Here is a 2,749-nt window from a genome sequence, read left to right on the forward strand (position 1 = left end):
GGTTATTGAAACAGGTGAAGTCCGGTGAAGACTTTGCCGAGCTGGCCAAGAAGGAATCGACCTGCCCGAGTGCGCCTCAAGGGGGCGATCTGGGCGAGTTCGGACGCGGTCAAATGGTCGCGCCCTTTGAAAACGCGGCCTTCAGCCTGGAACCGGGTGATGTCAGCGAGGTGGTGGAGACCCAGTTTGGGTATCACATCATCAAGTCGACGGGCAAGAACGCGGCCGGAGCCGTCCCCTTCGAGGACATGAAGGCACAGATCGAGAAGCAGCTGAGGGCGCAAGAGCTGCAAAAGCAGGTCCTCGCCAAGGTCGATGCATTCAGGCAGACGTCCGTGATCACGTTCCCCGAGCAGGTTCAGTAAACCTCCCCGGCAACGCTCGAACTCATCCACGATGAGACGCCCGGATGCCCCCGGCAGAGCCGGGGGTGATCCGGTGTTCGGAGCCTTAGGTCACCGCAACGGGCTCTCGACGTTGGGCGGTCATCGCATGCAGGAAGCGCTGCTTGCGCGGAAGTGCTTCCCCCGGCCATCCCAGATTGGCGAAATCATCCCGCTCGTCGAAGAAACAGGCGCCGCGGTTGTGCCCGCGCAGCACGAGATGCAACGGCACACCATTAAGACGAGCTCGGGGCATCTAAACCGCGTCCAGAGCGATATGCGTCATTTTCGCTTTGCGTTTGGCTTTGGAGATATCCTCGATCTCGGTGCAACACACCTCAAGTCCATGTCAGAAAAGCCGCTGGGCTGACAATACGAACACCGTGAAATGGGTCCAGAACAAGGAGATCCTGATCGCCGGTGACAATCGCGGTCGCTTCACCGTTCAGTGCCACATCCAGAAACTTGTCGTCTTTCGGATCTCGACAGGCTTGAACTTTGCTCACGATCGGGACGATACGGGCCACGCCGCCGAGTCGCTCAATGAATCGCACCCGATCGGCGCGCGTCACATAGGGGTCAAATTTGGAGCGACTCAGCACCTCGACCAATTCGCTCAGGGTCTCGTCGGACACCAGCAGCAGACCGCGCGCCAAAGCATGATCGACGGCTTGCGCGGCCACCCCGCCGGGACAGAGCAAGCGACTGATCAGGGCATTCGTGTCGAGCACCCAGAGCGATTGTTCAATCATCGGCAAGGAGTTCAGCGAGCTTGGCCTCGCTCATGCCGGAACCTTTGGCCGAGACCCCGATCTGGTCGCAGAATCGTTGGAACTCGGCGACGTTGAGTCGGACCAGACGCTCGTATTCCTGCATCGACAATACAACTGCGACCGCACGCTTCTGGCGCTCGATCACGATCGGCTCCCTGGCCGCGGCCTCGATAACGCTTGCCAGCCCTTGCTTCGCTTCGCTCGCAGTCACGGTGCGCATCGTTGCCTCCAAAAATTATACAGAATGTTTAAATTGTACATTACGGCGAGGGTATCGTCACTGGTGCTTTCCCCGTTTTCGCCATCGCCCGTCACTCCGGCCAAGCCGGCAGGTTGCGCAGAGCCACAGTGCATCCGTGACACCGCAGAGTGGATGTCACGAGCCACTTTAATTTTTGGGTGGCCGGTCCCCTGAGCGGGATCCGTCGAGGTTTGCCGCCAAGGCGTCCAGCAACCCTGATGACCCGCCGTCGAGCGCATCGAGCTTCGCGTTCAGCCGTGCGCAGCGTCGCTCTTTCAGGGGTCCCGGCGGAAGCTCGCGGGCGAGCGCGAGTGCGCGGTGCAGGTCGCGCGTGCGGTGCTCGTGATACTTCGCCAGTGCCGTGCACGCATCGGCATCGCCTTCAGTCGCCAGTTGCTCCCAAATTGCAAGAGCCTGCTCCCAGTCGCCACGTCGACGATGCAGACGCGCCAAATCCATCAAGCCGGCCGAATCCAGGTGGCGGCACCCGGACCGGAGTAGATCGAAAGCGCGATCGGATCGACCCTGCGCATGATGGTAGGCGGCCACGGCACGGATGTCGGCATCGAACGCACCCGGATCGTCGAACACCTCGCCCAGACGCGGGATCAAGGTCGCCAGCGAGAGCAGATCCCAGCGGTTGTGACGCAGCACGCCGGCCAAAGGGGTCGTCTCGCCCGCGCGCAACCAGGCGAGCCAGGCCGCCGGGGCCTCGGAGCCCGGCAGATCGTCCTTGCGCTTGAACCCCAAGAGGCGCTGCTCCACGCTCGCGAGTCGGCAATCGGGCCAGACCCGACCGTAGGCACGTCGCACCGGCTTCAACAGATCCAGATGCGGCAGCGTCGGAAGCGGATCGGTTTGGCCACAGAGGCGAAAACGCGTGGTGAGCAGCGGGATGTCGAAGGACAGGCCGTTGTAGCTGACGAGAAGCCCGGCGCCACTGAGTTCGGCGGCGATGGCTTCAAGATAAGCCGGCTCGGCATCGAGGCGCGTCAGGAGGTATTGGCGCAGGATCCATCCGTCGGCTTGTGCGCGCAGCAGACCGGTCATAAAGGCCCAGGTCCCCGTGCCGCCGGCCAGGCCGCTGGTCTCGGTGTCCAGACAGACCGGGGCGGCTGCTGCCGGAACCGACCGCCCTCGTTCGAGCTCGGGCTCGAGGCGCGACGCCGGACTCACCCAGCCCGGATCGATCGACGCCTCCCACATGGCACCATCGAAGGGTCCGATCGAGACCTGACCGTGCCGCTGTCGCGCGGGAATCCGCCGCTCAAGACAGAGCACGCCGGGCGCGATCTCGACCGCGCCGACCGCCTCGGCCAAACGGCTGGCCCCCGGTTCAACCGTGCCCCCGG

The 2,749-nt window shown here is 63.2% G+C and carries 5 protein-coding genes; 1 reads left to right on the forward strand and 4 read right to left on the reverse strand.

The genetic code is table 11. The features are described 5' to 3' along the window. Window positions 1–365, forward strand: a 365-nt coding sequence (locus GPT33_RS18960) for a peptidylprolyl isomerase (RefSeq protein WP_363929521.1), incomplete at its 5' end; no start/stop codon positions are given. Window positions 366–450: 85 nt separating this feature from the next. Here the strand turns inward: GPT33_RS18960 and GPT33_RS18560 are convergent. The 4 genes from GPT33_RS18560 to GPT33_RS18575 all read right to left on the reverse strand — a co-directional run. Beyond that, window positions 451–639, reverse strand: coding sequence for a hypothetical protein (locus GPT33_RS18560; protein ID WP_296812065.1), 189 nt, complete (start codon window positions 637–639; stop codon window positions 451–453). Between the two features lie 82 nt (window positions 640–721). Beyond that, window positions 722–1,135 (reverse strand): putative toxin-antitoxin system toxin component, PIN family, encoded by a 414-nt coding sequence (locus tag GPT33_RS18565; protein ID WP_296812068.1) that lies wholly within the window; start codon window positions 1,133–1,135, stop codon window positions 722–724. Further along, window positions 1,128–1,376, reverse strand: a complete 249-nt coding sequence (locus GPT33_RS18570) for a type II toxin-antitoxin system Phd/YefM family antitoxin (RefSeq protein WP_296812071.1) — start codon at window positions 1,374–1,376, stop codon at window positions 1,128–1,130. Before GPT33_RS18570 ends, GPT33_RS18565 begins: the two co-directional genes overlap by 8 nt. A gap of 168 nt (window positions 1,377–1,544) precedes the next feature. Then, the coding region (locus GPT33_RS18575; RefSeq protein ID WP_296812076.1) for a ribonuclease H-like domain-containing protein at window positions 1,545–2,749 on the reverse strand (1,205 nt) is incomplete at its 5' end.

The sequence above is a fragment of the Thiocapsa sp. genome (genome assembly GCF_011390875.1).
Lineage (GTDB): Bacteria > Pseudomonadota > Gammaproteobacteria > Chromatiales > Chromatiaceae > Thiocapsa.

Bases quoted from the DNA above. Each gene is read 5' to 3' on its own strand.
- GPT33_RS18565 (WP_296812068.1), bottom strand. From the start codon at position 1,135: ATGATTGAACAATCGCTCTGGGTGCTCGACACGAATGCCCTGATCAGT.
- GPT33_RS18560 (WP_296812065.1), bottom strand. From the start codon at position 639: ATGCCCCGAGCTCGTCTTAATGGTGTGCCGTTGCATCTCGTGCTGCGC.
- GPT33_RS18570 (WP_296812071.1), bottom strand. From the start codon at position 1,376: ATGCGCACCGTGACTGCGAGCGAAGCGAAGCAAGGGCTGGCAAGCGTT.